This is a genomic window from Asticcacaulis sp. AC466 (genome assembly GCF_000495815.1).
Classification (GTDB): domain Bacteria; phylum Pseudomonadota; class Alphaproteobacteria; order Caulobacterales; family Caulobacteraceae; genus Asticcacaulis.
Map to the genome: position 1 here is coordinate 14,010 of NZ_AWGE01000029.1, position 20,402 is coordinate 34,411.

The following is a 20,402-nucleotide window of genomic DNA, read 5'->3' on the forward strand; positions in this document are numbered from 1 at the left end:
AATGAAAGCCTTCACAACCACCTACCTTATCGGCCTTGCTGTTCTGGCAGTGCTCGATTTCATCTGGCTCACCACCATGGGCAATTCGCTGTATAAGCCGGCCATGGGCAGCCTGATGCGCGCGCAGCCCAACATGATTCCCGCGGTGGCTTTTTATCTGCTGTATGTGTTCGGCCTGACATATCTGATCGTTTACCCCGCTCTGTTCGGCAATGCTGCCTTCTCCCTACTCGATCTGGCCTTTCGCGCCGCCCTCTTCGGGCTGATCGCCTATGCGACCTATAACCTGACCTGTCTGTCAGTCATCAACGCCTGGCCCGTCAGCCTCAGCTTCATCGACATGGCCTGGGGGGCGGTGGTGACCCTGCTGACCGCCTGTGCGACGGCCTATATGGTCAAGGCGATTGGCATAGACCGTCTTAGGTAATCAGGCGCGGCTCATGGCATTGGCAACCTTGGATCGCGGCGTCCGGCCAAGCACGTCCGATATGAACCAGGCGGCCTCAACGATGGTGCGGATATCGACGCCCGTCGCTATGCCGAGGCCATTCAGCATGTACAATACGTCTTCGGTGGCGACATTTCCGCTGGCCCCCGGCGCATAGGGGCAACCGCCCAGGCCGCCGACCGAGGCATCCACGGTGGCGATGCCGTAGTCGAGAGACGTCAGTATATTGGCGAGGGCCTGACCGTAGGTGTCATGGAAATGCACAGCCAACCGGTCGCGTGGCACGCGCGCGGTTACGACATCCAGAAGGCGCGCGACATCGGCGGGCGTTCCCACACCGATAGTGTCGCCTAGCGAAATCTCATAACATCCCATGTCGAGCATCTGTTCGGCGACCGACGCCACCGCCTCCGGCGTGATCGGCCCTTCATAAGGGCAGGCGATGACCGTCGAGACATAGCCGCGCACCCGCATGCCGTCGGACAGGGCGGCATCCGTGACGAAGCGAAACCGCGCCAAGCTTTCGGCGATCGAGCAGTTGATGTTCTTTTGGCTAAAGGTTTCGGAGGCCGCGCCGAATATGGCCACGGTCCGCGCACCGGCGTCCTTGGCGGCTTCATAGCCTTGCAGATTGGGCGTGAGAACCGGATAGTCCACACCGGCGGCGCGGGCGATGCCGGTCATCACCTCACGGGCGTCGGCCATTTGCGGCACCCATTTGGGCGATACGAAACTGGCGGCCTCGATATGGGTCAGGCCGCTTTTCGACAGCCGGTCGATCAGGGCGATCTTGTCTGCGGCGGAGACGATAGCCGTTTCTGCCTGAAGGCCGTCGCGCGGGCCAACCTCGTACAGGGTGACGTGGGACGGCCTCACTTCGTTTCCTCAAACAGTTCACGGCCAATCAGCATACGGCGGATTTCCGATGTGCCGGCGCCGATCTCATACAGCTTGGCATCGCGCCATAGCCGCCCGACAGGGAAGTCGTTGGTATAGCCATTGCCACCCAGGCACTGGATGGCTTCGCCCGCCATCCATGTCGCCTTTTCGGCGGCGTAGAGGATGCAGCCCGCGGCGTCCTTGCGCGTGGTTTCCCCCCGGTCGCAGGCAGCCGCGACCGCGTAGACATAGGCGCGGCACGCCGCCCAGGTCGAATACATGTCGGCAATCTTGCCCTGCATCAGCTGGAAAGTGCCAATCGGCGCACCAAATTGTTCGCGCTCATGGATGTATGGGATCACGGCGTCGAGACAGGCGCGCATGATGCCGAGCGGCCCGCCGGACAGGACGACCCGTTCGTAATCGAGACCGGACATCAGCACCTGTACGCCGCGCCCTTCGATGCCCAGCGCGTTTTCATACGGCACTTCGCAGTCCTCGAACACCAGCTCGCCGGTGTGGGAGCCGCGCATGCCCAGCTTGTCGAGTTTCTGGGCTACGGAAAAGCCCTTAAATCCTTTTTCGATCAGGAAGGCGGTCATGCCTTTCGAACCGGCATCCATATTTGTCTTGGCGTAGACGACGAGCGTATCGGCATCGGGGCCGTTGGTGATCCACATCTTGCTGCCGTTGAGCACAAACCGATCACCCCTGCGGTCGGCGCGCAGACGCATGGAAACGACGTCCGATCCCGCGCCGGTTTCCGACATGGCCAGGGCGCCGACATGGTCGCCGGAGATCAGTTTGGGCAGATAGCGCGCCTTCTGTTCGGCGGTGCCATTGCGCACGATCTGGTTGACGCAGAGGTTGGAATGGGCGCCGTAGGACAGACCGATGGAGGCGGAGGCGCGTGAGATTTCCTCCATGGCGATGGTATGGGCCAGATAGCCCATGTTCGCACCGCCGAAATCTTCCGGTGCCGTCAGGCCCAGCACGCCCATCTCACCCATCTTGCGCCACAGGTCCATCGGGAACTGATCATCGCGATCGGCGGCTTCGGCCAGGGGGGCGATTTCGACCCCGGCGAACCGGGCAACGCCTTCGCGCAGCGCGTCGATGTCGTCGCCGTGGCCGAATTGTAGGTGGGGAAAGTCGATCATGGTCGGTCCTCTATTTCGACCAGAAGGGCTTTGTCTCCCACCTGGTCACCGGCCGCCGCGTGGACGGCCTTGATCACGCCCGCCTTGGGCGCCTTCATGGTGTGTTCGATCTTCATCGCGCCGAGGATGAGAAGCTTCTGGCCCTTTTCGACGCTGTCGCCCGCCGAAACGAACACGTCGATCAGCTTGCCTGGCATGGGTGCATTTATGTCTCCGCTGGCGATGGCCGCTTCGCCAGCCTCGGCCTTCAGATTGAGCGGCGCGCGTGGCGGCAGATTAACCAGCCATCCGGTCATGTCATTCCATGGTGATCCCGGGTCGGCAGCCCGGACATAGGCGGGAATCTCCGCATCGGGCCATGGCGCCAGCAGCCGATCGAGATGGCGGCCGATGAAGCCGGTGTCGATGTGCGCGGCGGCGAAGGCGTCGTCCGACACCAGCCGGCGCAGAAAGCCCAGATTGGTGGCCAGGCCGCTAAGCTGCGTTTCAATCAGGGCGTCGCGCATCCGCGACAGGGCCTGTTTGCGATCACGCCCGTGAACGATGATTTTAGCGATCATAGGGTCGTAGAAAACGCTGACCGTATCGCCTTCACCGACAGCCGATTCGATGCGGGCCCACGGCGGGAACCGGAGCCTGTCCAGCTTGCCGGTGGCGGGCAGGAAATCGTTTTGCGGGTCTTCGGCATAGAGGCGCGCTTCAATGGCGTGCCCGCTGATGGTCAATTCATCCTGTCGCTTGGGTAGAGGCTCGCCGGCTGCCACCCGTAACTGCCACTCCACCAGGTCCAGACCCGTGATCTCCTCGGTGACCGGATGCTCGACCTGCAGTCGCGTGTTCATTTCCATGAAATAGAAGGGAGCGTCCGCAATCCCGCGCGATACATCGACGATAAATTCGACCGTGCCTGCGCCGCGATAATGGATGGCCTGAGCGGCGCGCACAGCGGCGGCTCCCATAGCTGCACGCATGGCGTCGGGCAGGTCCGGGGCGGGCGCTTCCTCAATGACCTTCTGGTGGCGGCGTTGCAAAGAACAGTCCCGCTCGAACAGGTGGACGACATGGCCGTGTTCGTCGGCGAACAGCTGTATTTCGATATGTCTGGGAATCTCGAGATATTTCTCTATCAGGACCTTGGGGTCGCTGAACGCGTTCAGGCCCTCGCGCTGCGCTGATATCAAGGCGTCGGCAAACTCGGCGGGATCGTCGACCCGGCGCATGCCCTTGCCACCCCCGCCGGCCACGGCCTTGATCAGCACCGGATATCCGATGCGCCCGGCCTCGGCCTGCAAGGTTTCAAGCGACTGATCCTCGCCGTGGTAGCCGGGGGTTACCGGGACGCCTGCCGCTGTCATCAGGGCCTTGGCGGCTCCTTTGAGTGCCATGGCGCGAATGGCGTCGGGGCGCGGACCGATGAAGGTGAGACCCGCGGCCTCGCAGGCTTCGGCGAACGCGGCGTTTTCCGACAGGAAGCCGTAGCCGGGATGGATTGCCTGCGCACCTGTCTCGATCGCCACGGCAATGATTCGGTCGCCCCGCAAATAGCTGTCCGCCGCTGCCGCCGGACCGATCAGGACGGCGCGATCCGCTTCGCGCACAAAGGCAGCATCAGCGTCGGCCTGGGAATAGACGGCGACCGTCTGCACGCCCAGGCGTCGGCAGGTTCGGATGATGCGCCGCGCGATTTCGCCGCGATTGGCGATCAGGATTGTGTGGAACATCGCCAAGGTCCTAAAGCATCCAGCCGGGTTTGCGTTTGGCCAGGAAGGCGGCAATGCCTTCACGGCCTTCGTCTGACGCGCGTCTTGCCGCGATGCGCGTTGCGGTGACGTCGGCGGTCAGGCGACGTTCGGCGACCAGATCCTTGGCGTCGGCGATGGCTTCGGGGCCACCCGCCAGCAGCGCGTCGATCAGACGTGCGCCCGCGGCCTCCAGCCCGCTCGCCACTTCATGGACCAAGCCGATGCGATGGGCCTCGGCGGCGGTGAAATGCTCCCCCGTCAGAAAATATCGCCGCGCCGCCGACCGACCGATCTTGGCGATGACGAAGGGGGAGATCACCGCCGGGATAAGGCCAAGCCGCACCTCGGTCAGGCCGAATTTCGCTTCGGGCTGGGCTATCACCACATCGCAACAGGCGGCCAATCCGACCCCGCCGCCAAAGGCCGCCCCCTGCACTAGTCCGACGACAGGTTTTGGACAGGTGTCGATGGTTTCGAACATGCGGGCCAAAGCCAGGGCATCTTCGCGGTTGGCGAATTCATCCTGTTCGGCCGCACGCTGCATCCAGTTGAGATCGGCGCCGGCGGAAAAGCTGGCGCCGTTGCCGGACAGAACGATGGCGCGCACGCCGTCCTGCTTGCCCAGGTCTTCGAACGCCTGGGTCAGATCGCCGATCAGCCCTTCATTGAAGGCATTGTGCACGGCCGGGCGGTTCAGGCTGACGCGGACCACACCGCGGGCGTCGGAATCGATAATCAGATCGGTCATGGTCTACATCCTGAAAACGCCGAATTTCGTCGGTACGATGGGCGCATTAAGCGCCGCCGATAGGCCCAGACCCAATACGCGGCGCGTGTCGGCCGGGTCGATGACACCGTCGTCCCAAAGCCGGGCCGAAGCGTAATAGGGATGTCCCTGCGCGTCATAGGTGTCGCGGATCGGTGCTTTGAAGGCCGCCTCTTCTTCCGGCGCCCATGTGCCGCCTCTGGCTTCGATGCCGTCGCGTTTTACCGTGGCCAGCACATTAGAGGCCTGTTCGCCGCCCATGACGGAGATGCGGGCATTGGGCCACATCCACAGGAAACGCGGTTCGAAGGCCCGCCCGCACATGCCGTAATTGCCCGCACCATAGGACCCGCCGATGATGACGGTGAGTTTCGGCACATTGGCGCAGGCGACGGCGGTGACCATCTTGGCGCCGTGCCGGGCAATGCCCTCGTTCTCATATCTCTGGCCGACCATGAAGCCGGTGATGTTCTGCAGGAAGATCAGCGGAATGCCGCGTTGCGCGCACAACTCGATGAAGTGCGCCCCCTTGAGCGCGCTTTCCGAAAACAGCACGCCGTTGTTAGCGACGATGCCGACGGGGTAGCCGTAGAGATGGGCGAACCCGCAGACCAGGGTTTCGCCATATAAGGCCTTGAATGCGTCGAACCGGGAACCGTCTACCAGGCGTGCGATGACTTCGCGTACATCGAACGGCTGGCGCGTATCGGCCGGGATGATGCCATATATGTCTTCGGGCGGATAAAGCGGGTCTTCGACCGGCAGGGTCGCCAACCCGACCGTCTTGGTTCGGTTGAGATTGCCGACGATGCGGCGGGCGATCGACAAGGCGTCGGCATCGTTGGCGGCCAGGTGATCCACCACGCCGGAAACACGGGCATGGACGTCACCACCGCCCAGATCTTCGGCGGAGACGACCTCGCCGGTTGCGGCCTTCACCAGCGGCGGTCCGGCCAGGAAGATAGTCCCCTGCTTCTGAACGATAATGCTTTCGTCGCTCATGGCCGGAACGTAAGCGCCGCCCGCCGTACACGATCCCATGACCACGGCAATCTGCGGAATGCCGCGCGCCGACATCTGGGCCTGATTATAGAAGATGCGGCCAAAATCGTCCTTGTCGGGAAAGACCTCGTCCTGGTTGGGCAGGTTGGCGCCGCCGGAATCGACCAGGTAAACGCATGGCAGATTGTTCTGCGCGGCAATCTCCTGGGCGCGCAAATGCTTCTTGACGGTCAGCGGATAATAGGTGCCGCCCTTGACGGTGGCATCGTTGCAGACAATGACGCATTCGGTGCCGTTGATGCGGCCCAGCCCGGTTATCATGCCGGCAGCCGAGACATCGTCCTCATAGACCTTATAGGCCGCCAGGGCCGAGAATTCGAGGAAGGGCGAACCGGGATCGATCAGACCAGCGACCCGATCGCGCGGCAGAAGCTTGCCCCGCGCTACATGTTTGTCACGAGCGGATGGCGATCCGCCTTGCGCAATTCGAGCGGTGAGGGCGCGCAGGTCATCGACCAACCCCTGCATACGCCTCGTATTGGCCTGAAATTCCTCGGATGCCGGATCTATTTCGCTCTTGAAGGCCATGCGCGTTCCAATGTTTTCCCCAATCCCGTGTTTTCCCCAACTTAGCGGATTTCCATGAATTGGAAAAATCGATAATTATTATCCTGTATATAGATATTATCTATGATGGCGTCACACGACGCGGAGGTTGCGTGGAACTCTATTTGTTGCGCTATTTTCTGGCGGTTGTTGAAACCGGCAGCTTCACCAAGGCCGCGCAGGCCTGCCTGATCACCCAGCCGACCCTTTCAGCCGGCATCAAACGGCTTGAAGACCAGCTTGGCGTCGATCTGTTCGTGCGCAACAACCGGCGGGTGTTTCTGACGACCGCGGGCACCCGGTTTCTGCCGCGTGCCAAAGCGATCTTGCACGAGGTCAATATGGCGTCGGCGGAAATCACCCGTACGGAACAGGCCAATAGTCTGCGGCTAGGCGTCTTGCAGACTGTGCCCGCTGCATTGGTGGCGCGGCTGTTGTCGGGCTTTTGCGCTGCCCATCCGGGCGTCCGGTTCGATCTGTATGATGGCAGCGAGCAGGAATTGCTCAACCGCCTAGACGAACGCGGCCTCGACTACGCCTTGTCGATTCGCCGGGTCGATGACGACACGTCCGTGCCGCTGTTCGAGGAAGGGTATAAACTGGCCCTGGCCGCCACCCATCGCCTAGCGCAGGCCAGTGAAATCCGTGGTGAAGACCTGGCTGACGACAGCATGATCGTCCGGTCGCGGTGCGAAGTCCTGTCCGAAACCTCCCGGCATTTTACCGATCGTAATGTCCGGCCGCCGCTGGTGTACCGCACGGCTCAGGATGAACGGGCGCTGAGCATGGTCGGGGCGGGCGTCGGCGTGACCGTCATGCCCGACAGTTATGAGGCCCCCGATGTGGTGCGTGTGCGGATGCAAGGCTTCAACCCGCGCCGCACCGTCGCGCTGTTCCTGCCGCGCTTCACCCTGCCGCAACGGCTGGCCGAGACGGCTCAGGCCTTCGCGAATTTCACGGTGAAGCACTTTTCGAATGCGCCGGCGTAAGGGGGGCTTGCTGAGCGCCTTAACCCGTTCGTGCAGCCGCCGGCATGACGTCAGGCTGAACCGGCTCCGCGACCCGGGCGGACGCCTGGGGCATCATGTAGTCGCGGGTGATTGGCAAGGTGTCTATCTTTTTGGCCAACTGAATTTGGAAGACCATCAGATCGCCGTAGCGGAAACCGAGTTCGCAGAAACAGAGATAGAATTCCCACATGCGTCCGAACCGCTCATCATATAACGCCTCGATTTCGGCCCGGTTCGCCTCGAACCGCATTCGCCAATGCCGCAGCGTTTCGGCATAGTGCAGGCGCAGGGACTCGATGTCGGTGATAAACAGTCCCGATTTTTCAACGGAGTCGGTAATTTCGGACAGGCTGGGGATATAGCCGCCGGGGAAGATATATTTATCGAGCCAGGCCGATCGTCCGCTTGTCTTGCCGCGCCGTCCGATGGTGTGGATCAGGGCCACGCCATCGGGCTTCAGGCGGTCGGCGACGGTCTGGAAATAGCCGTCGAAACCGGCCAGGCCGACATGTTCGAACATGCCGACGGAAACAATGCGGTCGAACAGGCCGCTGACCAGACGATAGTCGCACAGTTCGAACCGCACGCGGGCATTGACGCTGGGTTCCAACGCCCTTTGTTCCGCCACCGCCAATTGTTCGGTAGATAGGGTGACGCCCGTGACATTGACGCCGGCCTGACGTGCCAGATGCAGGGCCATGCCACCCCAGCCGCAGCCGATATCGAGCACGCTCTGGCCCGGCGTCAGGAACAGCTTGTCGGCGATATGGTCCTTCTTGGCGATCTGCGCGTCTTCGAGGCTGGCTTGCGGACAGCGAAAATAGGCGCAGGAATATTGCATGTCCTCGTCAAGGAACAGGCGATAGAGCCGTTCCGACAGGTCATAATGGTGCGCGACGTTGCGGCGTGAGGTGTCGGGGGAATGAACTGGTAGCCAGTTTCTGAAACCATGCAGCCAGCGCGCAAATCGACCCCGTTTTGGCGCATTGGGCAGGTTTATGCCGATCAACTCAATCAGGCCCCACAGGGTTCCCTTTTCGACGGTAAGTTTCCCGTCGGTATAGGCCTCGCCGAAATGGAGATAGGGTTGCGCGCCGATCTTGAACGCCGTCCACAGGCTGTCGATGCGTATGGCTATGTCGAGATCGGGCCTGTCCAGCCTAGGCCTACCAAAACGATAGGTTCGGTTTGCGCCGATCCGCACGGTTAAAACGCCTTCTTGGATCAAGGCATCGAGATAGGATTGCAGCATGAAGCGCTCCTCAGATGAGCGGTAGCGGTGAGCTCATGTAAGCGCTGCAAAACACAAAAATCCGATGGGATTCGCCTATCGAATAGTAAGAAAATCGTAAGATTGCCTGCCTCCCCTGACGGGTCAGCGTGTCGTTTGATGATCAGTGTTTATCAGCCTATCCGATGAAGAGGGGTGGGTATCGAGAGGCGGTCGACGTTTGGATTGTGTCACGGCATATACAATTGCGTTCGAATACCGGTGAATCGACAAAATAAATGTTTTTAGGTTGGCGGCGAACTTTGCGCCGCCTGGACCAGCAACCGGTTAAGGATTGCGGTTTTTTGAGGTGTTTGACGCGGTTATACTGTCGCGCGTCGCGAGGGTGCCGGGGGCTACGCGTATCGGCTGCAATCTCGATATTCTCCAGCCATTCCATGCGGTATGACACGCAGGTTTCGTAAAGTATGGCCGGTATTACCGACTGTTTTTATTACATTTTCAACATTAATCTTTGATTTTTTTCGGCGCTGATATTTTCAGCGGCGGGCCCGCTTTTCAGAAAAATCCGGTAATAAATTATTAAGAATAGTGACACTTACTCGCCTTAATGTTGCGCGTCTATCGCGTGCCAATGTGAGTGTGTATCGTGTACAGTATTGACGCCTGCGGCTATTTCAGCCGCGCTATCATAAGTTGGTATCCCGCCGTTAACAGGGATGTCCTTTTTCATAGCCAGGCCCCCGGCACACCGCCAAAGCCGGTTTAAAGATACCACTCTCTCCTTTCAAATTTCGCCACCTGGCTGCGTAGCCCGCATGCCTGCGACGGTGGCCTATGTCCAATCCCGCATCCGAGAACCATCATGTCCCGCAAGCATCTCCGCCGCGTTTCCTGTCTCAGTCTTCTGGCGACGGCCTTCGGTCTTCTGTCGGGCACGGCGTTCGCCCAGACCGCGACGCCTCCGGATGCCGGCCAGACCTTGCGCGACAATCGCCAGCCCGTGGCGCCGCAGCGCCCGTCATCCCTGCCCAGCTTGTCTGTGCCCGACGAGACCGATCCAGGTTCTGATCCGTCACAACGCCTGACCGTGTCGGCGATCCGCATCGAAGGCAACACCAATGTGCCGACGCCGGTCCTGATGACCCTGGTAGCCGATGCGCAAGGGAAGGAACAATCCTTAGGCGAACTGCGCGCCGCCGTCCGACGTATTACCGACTATTATCGGGCGCACGGCTATGTCGTTGCTCGTGCTTATATTCCGGCCCAGACTATCGACAATGGGATAGTTGTCGTGCGGGTGCTGGAAGGCCGACTGGCGGGTGCTGCAATCGACAATCACAGCGCCGTGCTTACGACCTACCTTCAGGCCGTCCTGAACGCCCAGAAGCTGAATGGCGAAGTCATCGTGTCGCGTACGACCGACCGGGCCCTGCTGTTGATGGCGGACCTGCCGGGTGTCGGCAAGGTGTCGGGCAAGCTTAAGCCCGGCGCGGAAGTTGGCACGTCGGACCTGATCGTAACGGCTGGGGCGGGCAAGCGTTTCGAAGGCAATATCAGCCTTGATACCTATGGTAACCGTTACACCGGCCAAAACCGGCTGAGCGGTCAGGCGGCATTCAACAACCCTCTGCATCTTGGCGATCGTCTTTCGGTCCAGACGACCCTGACCGACGAGAACATGCTGTACGGGCGCGCCGCCTATGATCTGCCGTTCGGTGGCAACGGCCTGCGCATCGGCGCGGCGGTATCGAATAGCAGCTACGAACTGGGCCGCGAATTCGCCAGCCTCGACGCCACCGGCACGGCCCGAACTACGGGCCTCTATGCTCTCTATCCTGTCGTCCGCAGCCTAAATCACAATATCTGGCTCAGTACCAATGTCGAAAGCCGCGACCTGAAGGACGAGATCGCTTCGGTCAATGTGGTGACCCATAAGTCGGCGTCTGTGGCGACGCTTGCGGCCTACGGCGATATGACCGATGCATTCTTCGGTGGTGGTTACACGAGCTGGAGCCTGTCCTACGTTTCGGGCAATCTGAAGATCAATTCCGCCGCTGCTCGCGCTACTGACGCACTGGGGCCGATGACGGCCGGCCATTACAGCAAACTCGCCTTCAGTGCCTCCCGTCTTCAGGCTCTGACGGCGAAGACCAGCCTGTCCCTGTCGTTGAACACGCAAGCGGCCGGCAAGAATCTCGATTCATCCGAAAAATTCGTTATCGGAGGCATTTACGGCGTTCGCGCCTATCCGCAAGGCGAAGGCGCCGGCGATACCGGTTGGCTGGCCAATGTCGAACTGCGCCATCAGGTTCGCAGCGGATTGCAGGTTGCCGCCTTCTACGACGCTGGCCGCGTTCAGTTCAGCCGTAATCTGTATGCCCCCGGCCGCAATGCGCAGTCCCTCGACAGCTATGGCCTGTCGGCGGCGGCCCAGCGCGGGCACGTCAATGCCCGTATCACCATGGCTTTTCATGACGGTGAAAACGCCACAACCGCGCCGGATCGCCGTCCGCGTCTGTGGGCTTCCCTGGGCTACAGCTTCTAATTCCTCACAAATTTTACGTCTTCAAGATCTATCGGCGCCGCGGGGCGCACCCAGTATTCAAGGATTACCCGAATGTACGATCACGGTGGCATGAACCGGTTTTACCGTCTGGTGTGGAGCGACGCCAAGGGCTGCTATATCCCGATACCGGAAGTCTCTCAAAAGCGTGGCAAGCGTAAAGGCGGCCTGTTCGCCGCCCTCGCGGCCGCCGCGATTGCGCTGCTGTCGGCGGCTACGGGCGCATTGGCTGATCCGGGAACGCCAGTCATGGGAACACCGGTTATCCAGCCGACGCCGGTGATGCGTGGCGCTGAGCCGCAGACCGTCGCTCCAACCGCCTTGCCGACCGGCGGCCAGGTCGTTGGCGGACAGGCAACGATCAGCCAGTCGGGTAATACCCAAACCATCACTCAAACCAGCCAGAACGCCGCCATAGATTGGCAGAGCTTCAATATCGGTGCTGATGGCAAGGTGATCTTCAATCAGCCGAACGCCTCGGCCGTTGCGCTGAATCGGGTGCTCGGCGGCGACGCGTCGAAGATTTACGGCGTTTTGCAGGCCAATGGTCAGGTCTTCCTGGTCAACCCAAACGGCGTTCTGTTCGCCAAAGGCTCCCAGGTCAGCGCCGCAGCGGTCATGGCTTCGACGCGCGACATGTCCGTCGCCGACTTCATGGCTGGCAAATATCGGCTGGCGGGAACCGGTAGCGGCGCCATAGTCAACGAAGGCACGATTACAGCGGGTGCCGGCGGCTTTGTCGCCCTGGTCGGTGCGCAGGTCGTTAATGACGGTGCGATCAACGCCGCACAGGGCGATGTTCGCCTGATTGCCGCCAACGACGTCACCATCCGGCTTGATACCGGTGGTCTGGACCTGACCATCAATCAGGGCGCCTACGACGCGTTGGTTGCCAATGGCGGTGTCATCAAGGCGGACAGCGGCCGTATTTATCTGACCGCCGATGCGTTCGATGCCCTGGCCAAATCGTCTGTCAACAACACGGGAATTATCGAAGCGTCGAGCCTTGCCACTGTCGGCGGCAAGGTTGTGCTGAGCGGCGATACGATTACCTTGGCTGACGGGTCTCAAATAAATGCGACGGGCGCGACCGGTGGCGGCACGGTCCTGGTCGGCGGCGGCTGGCAAGGCAAGGACGCCTCCATCCGCAATGCGTCGACTGTCTTGATGGCGCCCGATGCCACGATCGATGTCAGTGCCATGCAATCGGGCAAGGGCGGCACAGCGGTATTGTGGTCGGAAGATCGCACCGGCTTCTACGGTACAATCACCGCTAAGGGCGGCATGGCCAGCGGAAATGGCGGACAGGTGGAAACCTCCGGTCACACTCAGCTTCAGGCCGTCGGCGCCGTTGACGCCAGTGCGGCGAACGGGGAGGCGGGCCAATGGCTGCTCGATCCGGTCGACGTCACCATCGCAACATCGGGTGCAAACGGTACCGCTTACAGCGCGAACTACAACCCCAACGCCGACTCGACCATCCTGGCCAGCGCCATCAACAGCTCGTTGAATGGCGGCACATCGGTGACGATCACGACGGGCAGCACGGGCAGCTCGGCCGGCAATATCACGGTCAACGCGAATATCCTGAAGTCCAATGGCAATGCCGCCACCCTGAGCCTGCAGGCGGCAGGCGATATTGTCGTCAACAACCAGATATCCAGCACAGCTAACCGCCTCAATGTCGTCTTGACGGCCGACAGCGATAACAGCGGTAGCGGCAGCATTCTGTTCGGTGCCGGCGGCAAGGTCCTCACCAATGGCGGCAATTTTTATGCCGGTTCACTGGCCAGCAATGTCAACAGTAAGCGGGGCCAGAACTTTACCATGGCGGCCGGCAGTCAGATTGACGTCGGCACGGGCGGCTTCTTCGATATCGCCGTCAATGGTACGGTTTCGCTCGACGCCAACAGCCTGATTTTCAGGCAGGCGACCTATCCCGTCTATTACAACGATGGCACGAATTCGCAACGTAGCGCTTATTTTAGCGTCAACGCCGGTTCCATCGTCAGCACAAACACCTCTGCCTCGACTGCGGATATTATCACGCGCGTCGGTCTTAACCTGAACGCGGCGACGGGCGATATCGGCGCTTCTTCCAATGCCCTGAAAATCTCAGCAGGCGATCCGGCCAGTGGCATGGCCTATGGCGGCCTGTCAATTTCCAACAGCGGCGGCAGCACATGGGTCAATGAGATCGAGACGCAGTCAACCGCCTCCATCAACCTGTCGATCGGCAGCCAGACCAATAGCCAGCATCATATCAACATCATGAATGATGCCGGCAACGGCAATGGTCACATCGACCTGACCACCGACGGCGCGGGTGTCGTGCAGGTAGCCAATAACGGCATCCGGACAGGCGGAAACTTCGACTGGAATGCCTATGAAGGCATCTATCCAACCGACCTGACCTTGTCGGCCGGAACCATCCATTTCGCCAGCGGCGCGGTGGACAGCGGGACGGCTTCCTTGACCGTCAACGCCACCACCATGACCGGCAGCAATGACGGTGTCGCCGACATTGTCGGGCGCAGCATCAGGCTCAACGGCAGCGATATTGGCACCTCGGCCAATCCGCTCGAACTCGCCGACAACAATCACGATGAGGGTTTCTGGTCGGGATCGCTAACGGTCAACAATAACGGCGGGTCCACCTACCTGAAAGTGCTCAATGACGGCTTCGGCTACCTTAGCCTCGACAACGTCAAGGCGGCGGGGTCGCACTCGATCCTGTTCAGCGGCGGCGACCATATCGATTTCACGACCGATGGGTCATCCATATTGACGCCTACGGTTTCGGGTGGCGCTTCCGATGGCACGACCTTCGGCGCGACGACCGGTATCGATTTATCGCGTAGCTTCCGCAACCTGACCCTCAGTGCGGCCGACGGCAACATTTTGTTGGGTGACGATTCCATCCGCATGAATGCCGGAATGCTATACTACGGTGAGTATCTCAATACGATGCTGACCTTGGGCATCGATCGTTATAACGCCACGGGTGTCATTGCCGCCCAGAACAGCTACAATTCGGGTAGTCCTGCCGCCCAGATCACTGCCGGCGATGTCAGCTTAAGTGTCGGCAACGATCTGACACCGGCCGCCACAACCATCGGCGCCGGCGGCAAGGATATCCAGATCGCCAAGGCGGCTGGCGCGGGCAATGGAGCCTTGAATGTCAGTACCTATCAGGGCGACGTCAGCATACATGAACTAACGGAAAACCACTTCAAGAGCGTCAGCGTTTCATTGGGCGATGTATCGGCCAGTCAGACGATTGCGATCGATCTCAAAGGCGCCGACGACATAAACTTCTCTGACAACGGCAGCCAGTTGCTCGTCGATGCCACCAAGGTCGCGGTCTCATCTAATAATCGCACCTTCAGCCTCTCCGCCGGCGCCCGCACCATCCAGGCGGACGGCAATAGCTTGACGACCGGCGGCTACACCCTTTCTGGTAAATATCTCAAACTGAACGGCGACATTGTCACCGATGGCGGCAATATTTCCCTGTACGGTTCCTATGGTGTAAACCTGCTGAGCTCCGTTCTGGTCGACAGCAACAGCGGCCACCTGGGCGTGGGCGGTACGATCAATATCTCTTCGTCCAGCTCGTACAGCGGCAGCATATCTGCGACCGGATCGGGCAAGACCCTGATGCTCGATTCGCACTCTACTAACGATGTCGGTGGAAATATCGGCCTCGGCGATATGGTGGATAATCGGGCGGGAGCTTATCTGGCCGGTCTGGCCATGAACGCCACAAGCGTCGGCACCGGTCAGGACGCTTCCATAAATGTCAGCGCCAAGAGCGTTTTACTCGACGGCACATTCTCGGCCTACGGCGCAACATCGGTTGGCTATTACAACTCTGACTTCCTTCTCAAAACAGCCGCCAGCAATTCTGGCAGCGCGGGCAACATCCTTTTCGGTGGTGACAGCCTGAGCCACGGTTCGAGTTACGCGGCGACCTTCAACGCGTCTACCACAGCGACAAATGGTAATGGCGGCGCGGTCGATCTGTTCACCAGTGACAGCGCCGGTGTGTTCCAGGCGACGACCCTGTCCGTGACAGCCAGCGCCGGGTCCGGCGGCACCAAGGGCGCTATTGAATTGGGTGGCGTCTCGACCAGCAGCAGCCAGACCTATTCCGGCAGCACCATCACGCTCAACGGCGATCTGACCACTAGCAATGCCACCCTGTCGCTGGGCGGTCCGGCGTATCTAAACAAGAGCGTCACGATCAAATCCGGCAGCGGTGCCATGACGGTTGGTACCCTATCGGCCACTGCCGCTGGACTGAACGCGACCATAGGCTCCGCCTCTGACAGCGGCAGCCTTAGCCTCAGCGCCGACAATGCAGCGGGCCACTATGTCGACACGCTGACCGTCCTTTCGCAAGGCGCGCGCGCGGTGACACTTGCGGGTATCGCCACCGAAGGCACCCAGACCTATACGGGCGGACAGCTCAATTTCGCCGGTGCGCTCAGCACCAATGGCGGTAATATCAACCTGTCCGGTGCTTCGAACATCGCGACGAGCAGTCCGATCACCTTTACCACAGACCGTACCGGCGGAACCAACGATGCCGGACGCGTCCTTCTGGGCTCTCAGCAGCTCAAGGGGTCGGGTGCGCTCACGATTGACACCACGGCGGATGGCGGCGGTGCCAATGCGGCGCTTGTTCTGAATGATGCCGGCAACAGCACGGCCTTCTCGTCGATCAACATCAAGGCCGGCAGCGTGACCCTCAATGGTACGGTCAAGTCGACAGGCAACATCACCATCGAAGCCCTGGGCGCTGGCTCTGACCTGAGCATCGCATCGACAGGCAAGGTCCAGACGACGGGAACGTCCAACACCATCGTCCTGGCCGCCGGTCGCAACTTCCTCAACAGTGCCGCCTCCAATACCGGCATCACCTACGGTGCGGGCAGCCGCTATCTGGTCTATTCCGCCGACCCGGCAGCCAGCACCGAAGGCATGACCGGCTACAGCAAGCACTATAACCAGGCCTATTCGACCGGTGTGACGCCCAGCTATGCGGGCTCCGGCAACTGGTTCCTCTACAGCATCGCACCGGTCATTTCTGTGTCGAGCAATGCATCTTCGGTCGTCTACGGATCGGCCGACCCCAGCTTGACCCTGGGCGCTTCGAACTATAGCGGCTTCATCGACGGAGATAGCTTCGCCAGCCTGAGCGGCTCCCAGACCCTTTCGCTCGCGGCTCCCGGCACCCTGTCCAGCGCGGGTAAGCGCCAGGTCGGCACCTATGCCTACACGCTCAACGGCACGGTTACCGACAGCCTGGGCTACCAATATGCCGTGTTCAGCGAAGATCTGGCTGTTACCAAGGCTTCCATCACCGTCACCGGCCTTACTGCGGTCAATCGTCAATATGACGGCACCACCGGTATTGCATTGACGGGCACCGCCCAGGCGGGCGCGGCTCAAAGCGGCGACCAGGTCACGGTCGATGTCAGCGGCATCACAGGCAGTATTACGGACAAGAATGTCGGCACCAACAAGTCGGTGATCATCAGCGGCAGTGGCGGTCTGACGGGGGCTGACGCCGGCAACTACCAGCTTGCACCGCCAACGGGTCTGACCGTGGACGTGACCCAGAAAACGCTCACGATCGCGGGATCAAGCGTCACCGGCAAGACCTATGACGGCACGCGCACCGCATCCGTCACCTCAGGCACCCTCAGTGGTATGATCGGAAGCGAAACCCTCTCGGTTTCAGCTTCGGGCCTCTTCTCGGACAAGGCCGCCGGTACCGCCAAATCGGTTGCGACCACCTACACGCTCGCCGACGGTACCGGGCTGGCCAGCAACTATAGCCTGGCGGGCGAAACCCTGTACGGTGACATCGCCAAGAAGGCCATTACTATCGCGGCGACCGGCCAGGACAAGACCTATGACGGGTCGGACGGCATTGTTGTGTCCGTGTCCAGCGCCGATATCTTTCAAGGCGATACCGTATCCTTCACCGGCACGGGCACGGCCAGCGACAAGAACGCGGGCACCGGCAAGACGGTGTCGGTTTCGGGGATCGCAGCATCGGGTGCCGATGCCGACAATTACGATTTTGGCACGACAGCATCGACCACGGCGAACATTGCCAAGAAGTCAATCGCAGTGACGGCGACCGGCCAGAACAAGACCTATGACGGGTCAGATTCGGTTGGTGTCAGTCTGGCGTCCAGCGACGTCATAAATGGCGATGTGGTCTCCTTCTCCGGCACCGGAACGGCGTCTGACAAGAACGCGGGCACGGGCAAGACAGTTTCGGTTTCTGCGATCGCCGCTGCCGGTACGGATGCCGGAAATTACGACTACAACACCACTGCGTCCGCCACGGCCAACATAGCCAAGAAGACGATCAGCCTGGCCGCGACCGGCCAAAACAGGACCTATGACGGGTCTGCTGCTGTCGGCGTGACCGTAGCCAGCAGCGATTTGGTCCAAGGCGACACGGTATCCTTTAGCGGTAACGGCGCCATGGCAGATAAGAACGCAGGCACGGGCAAATCGGTCGCGGTTACCGCTATTGCCGCCACGGGCGCGGATGCGGGCAATTATGACTACGCCTCGACGGCCTCGACGACAGTCGACGTGGCGAAAAGGGCCATTACCGTAGCGGCGGCCGGTCAGAACAAGACGTACGACGGCACCACCGCCGTGGGCGTGACGCTTGGCAGCACCGATATCCTGAACGGCGATACCGTGGGCTTTACCGGTACAGGCGCCCTGACCGACAAGAATGCGGGCACCGGCAAAACAGTGGCGGTTTCCGCCATCGCCGCCTCAGGCGCAGATGCGGACAACTATGTATTCGGCTCCACTGCCACCACGACGGCGGATGTCGCCAAGAAGGCCATCACCATTGCGGCCGCCGGTCAGAACAAGACCTATGACGGGTCGGCTTCGGTTGGCGTCAACCTGGCATCGAACGATGTCATAAACGGCGATCAGGTTTCGTTCACCGGGACGGGCACGGCGTCGGATAAGAATGCAGGCACCAACAAGACTGTGGCCATTTCAAACTTTGCCGCAACCGGTGCGGACGCGGCCAACTATGACTATTCGGCCCCAACCTCTGCAACGGTGGACATCGCCAAGAAGGCCATTACGATTGCGGCGACCGGTCAGAACAAGACCTATGACGGGTCGGCTTCGGTTGGTGTTAACCTGGCATCGAACGACGTCATAAACGGCGATCAGGTTTCGTTTAACGGAACAGGTACGGCCTCTGATAAAAATGCAGGCACAAACAAGACCGTGGCCATTTCAAACTTTGCCGCAACCGGAGCGGATGCGGCCAACTATGACTATTCGGCCCCAACCTCTGCAACGGTGGACATTGCCAAGAAGGCCATTACGATTGCGGCGACCGGTCAGAACAAGACCTATGACGGGTCGGCTTCGGTTGGTGTTAACCTGGCATCGAACGACGTCATAAACGGCGATCAGGTGGTCTTCTCCGGCACCGGGGAGGCGTCTGACAAGAATGCCGGCACCGGCAAGGCGGTGACGATTGGCAATATTACAGCGTCGGGTGCCGACGCCGGCAACTATGCCTATGTCGCGACGGGTGCCACCACGGTCGATATCGCCAAGAAGGCCGTTACGATTGCGGCGACCGGGCAGAACAAGACCTATGACGGGTCGGCCTCGGTGGGGCTTGACCTGACGTCGGGTGGTCTGGTTTCGGGTGATCAGGTCGCTTTCTCCGGCGCAGGCGTGGCCTCGGATAAGAATGCCGGCACGGGCAAGACGGTGGCGGTGACCAACATCAACGCTTCGGGTGCCGATGCGGGTAACTACACCTATAATACCCAGGGATCGACCACGGTCGATATCGCCCGCAAGGCGATCGATGTCGCCGCCGCCGGTGTCGCCAAGACCTATGACGGATCGACCGGCATCGCCGTCAACCTGTCCTCAGGCGATATTGTGGCCGGTGATCAGGTCGCCTTTACCGGCACAGGCACGGCGTCGGATAAGAATGCCGGCGCGGGCAAGGCGGTGGCTGTCACGGGCATCAATGCCTCAGGCGCGGATGCGGACAACTACGCCTATTCCACGACCGGCACGACCACTGTGGACATCGCTCAAAAGACCGTAACCCTCACGGTCGGCGCCCAGGGCAAGACCTATGACGGTTCAGCCGCCGTCGCGGTCACCCTTGCGTCCAATGGCATTGTCGCAGGCGATCGGGTCGCCTTTACCGGCACAGGCACGGCGTCTGACAAGAACGCAGGCACCGGTAAGACGGTGGCCGTGACGGGTATCAACGCTTCAGGCGTGGATGCCGGCAACTATGCCTACGCCACGAACGCCTCAACCACAGTCGATATCGCGACGCGGGCCTTCGACGTGGCGCTACAGGGGCCGATTTCGAAGACCGGCGATGGTTCGACGGCGGTGACGCTTACGACCGACAACTACAAACTTAGCGGCCTCGTAGCCGGTGAATCGATCACGGTCAACCAGACCGCCGGTCAGTTTGCCGACGCGACGGCGGGCAAGGACAAGACGGTAACGGCGCAACTGGCTTCGACCAACTATGTCGCCGGCGCCAATACGGATCTGTCCAACTACAAATTGATCTCTCTGACCCTGACCACCAATGTGGGTGAAATCGTCAACCCAACCTCTCCTGGCTATGACAGCGCCCTGACAACGGCGACCAGCAACCCCGTGGCCGGAACGCCCGGCACCACGTTCACGACCCCGGTCGGGACCTCCGGACCGGCGGTCAGCACGGGTGATGGCAGCAATGCTGTGGCGACCGTCAGCGATGGGGGCCAGTCCGGGCAGTCGACAAGCCTTGCGCCGGTCGAATCGCGCGACGGCCTGACCTTCCGCCGCACCTTCTCCATCGCAGACGGCGGCATCCGCCTGCCCGATGGCGTGGCGGATGCGGAAGGGGGCAGAAAGGACGACGGGGCCAAGTAGTCAGCCGGTCAAAACAGGGAGCAGA

At 60.8% G+C, this 20,402-nt stretch carries 10 protein-coding genes; 4 read left to right on the forward strand and 6 right to left on the reverse strand.

The window, feature by feature from the left end:
- The first annotated feature begins 1 nt into the window (after window position 1).
- Window positions 2-427 (forward strand): DUF2177 family protein, encoded by a 426-nt coding sequence (locus tag AEAC466_RS42975; RefSeq protein ID WP_023460213.1) that lies wholly within the window; start codon window positions 2-4, stop codon window positions 425-427.
- Here the strand turns inward: AEAC466_RS42975 and AEAC466_RS42980 are convergent, their stop codons facing one another.
- The 5 genes from AEAC466_RS42980 to AEAC466_RS43000 are packed head-to-tail and all read right to left on the reverse strand — an operon-like array spanning window position 428 to window position 6,585.
- Complete coding sequence (locus AEAC466_RS42980; RefSeq protein WP_023460214.1) at window positions 428-1,324, reverse strand: hydroxymethylglutaryl-CoA lyase; 897 nt, start codon at window positions 1,322-1,324, stop codon at window positions 428-430.
- The gene (locus AEAC466_RS42985; protein ID WP_023460215.1) at window positions 1,321-2,487 is read right to left on the reverse strand and encodes an isovaleryl-CoA dehydrogenase; all 1,167 of its coding nucleotides are present in this window, start codon (window positions 2,485-2,487) and stop codon (window positions 1,321-1,323) included. The genes AEAC466_RS42980 and AEAC466_RS42985 overlap by 4 nt, the downstream gene beginning before the upstream one ends.
- Window positions 2,484-4,208 (reverse strand): acetyl/propionyl/methylcrotonyl-CoA carboxylase subunit alpha, encoded by a 1,725-nt coding sequence (locus tag AEAC466_RS42990; protein WP_023460216.1) that lies wholly within the window; start codon window positions 4,206-4,208, stop codon window positions 2,484-2,486. Before AEAC466_RS42990 ends, AEAC466_RS42985 begins: the two co-directional genes overlap by 4 nt.
- Before the next feature lie 10 nt (window positions 4,209-4,218).
- Complete coding sequence (locus tag AEAC466_RS42995) at window positions 4,219-4,977, reverse strand: enoyl-CoA hydratase-related protein (protein ID WP_023460217.1); 759 nt, start codon at window positions 4,975-4,977, stop codon at window positions 4,219-4,221.
- A gap of 3 nt (window positions 4,978-4,980) precedes the next feature.
- Window positions 4,981-6,585: a carboxyl transferase domain-containing protein gene (locus tag AEAC466_RS43000; protein ID WP_023460218.1), complete on the reverse strand. Its 1,605-nt coding sequence runs from the start codon at window positions 6,583-6,585 to the stop codon at window positions 4,981-4,983.
- A 131-nt stretch (window positions 6,586-6,716) separates the two neighbouring features.
- Here AEAC466_RS43000 and AEAC466_RS43005 point away from each other — a divergent pair, with 131 nt between their 5' ends.
- Window positions 6,717-7,592 (forward strand): LysR family transcriptional regulator, encoded by an 876-nt coding sequence (locus tag AEAC466_RS43005; RefSeq protein WP_031239637.1) that lies wholly within the window; start codon window positions 6,717-6,719, stop codon window positions 7,590-7,592.
- A 19-nt stretch (window positions 7,593-7,611) separates the two neighbouring features.
- On the opposite strand, the gene AEAC466_RS43010 is transcribed toward AEAC466_RS43005, so the two are convergent.
- Window positions 7,612-8,865 (reverse strand): SAM-dependent methyltransferase, encoded by a 1,254-nt coding sequence (locus AEAC466_RS43010; RefSeq protein WP_023460220.1) that lies wholly within the window; start codon window positions 8,863-8,865, stop codon window positions 7,612-7,614.
- Window positions 8,866-9,709: 844 nt separating this feature from the next.
- On the opposite strand from AEAC466_RS43010, the gene AEAC466_RS43015 reads away from it, so the two are divergent.
- Both AEAC466_RS43015 and AEAC466_RS43020 read left to right on the forward strand, forming a co-directional pair.
- Complete coding sequence (locus tag AEAC466_RS43015; RefSeq protein ID WP_023460221.1) at window positions 9,710-11,392, forward strand: ShlB/FhaC/HecB family hemolysin secretion/activation protein; 1,683 nt, start codon at window positions 9,710-9,712, stop codon at window positions 11,390-11,392.
- 72 nt (window positions 11,393-11,464) lie between these two features.
- Window positions 11,465-20,377 (forward strand): YDG domain-containing protein, encoded by an 8,913-nt coding sequence (locus AEAC466_RS43020; RefSeq protein WP_023460222.1) that lies wholly within the window; start codon window positions 11,465-11,467, stop codon window positions 20,375-20,377.
- Window positions 20,378-20,402: the final 25 nt, after the last annotated feature.